Here is a 475-nt window from a genome sequence, read left to right on the forward strand (position 1 = left end):
GTTCTGCTGTTTTTGGTCGCTCTGACAGCTGTTTCATCATACTTTGAATAAATGTACCTTCTAAACCAAAAGCTTCTGTGAGGGCTTGTATATAGCTTTCTTTTTCTTCTTTTTTACTTTAATGATCGATAGCAACAATGATTTAACACTAGCAAGTTGAATACCACCATTTCTTCCTGATTTAATCTTAAAGAAAATTTCCTGGTTCGCTTTCAGTACCTTCAGCAATTTATCTAATGTCCGTTCAGGAATGCCTAACACTTCTCTAAGCTCTTGTTTGGTCGTCACTAAATAAGGCTTGTATACATCGCTTTTTTCTCTAATATAAGCCATTAAATCTTCTTTCCATTCTGACAACTGAACACGTTGACGTTCGCTTCTTTTTTTCTTGAATTTAAACCACCCTTGACGGACAAATAAATCTTTACTGGTTAAATCACTTGATACCCAAGCTTTGCAAAGAATGGTAATGTAT

At 34.9% G+C, this 475-nt stretch carries 1 pseudogene; it reads right to left on the bottom strand.

The features are described from left to right. Positions 1 to 60: 60 nt before the first annotated feature. A pseudogene (locus IDG65_RS14210) lies at positions 61 to 475 on the bottom strand (primase C-terminal domain-containing protein); the annotation flags it as partial.

It is taken from the genome of Staphylococcus sp. EG-SA-17, assembly GCF_017151845.1.
GTDB classification, from domain to species: Bacteria; Bacillota; Bacilli; order Staphylococcales; family Staphylococcaceae; genus Staphylococcus; species Staphylococcus aureus.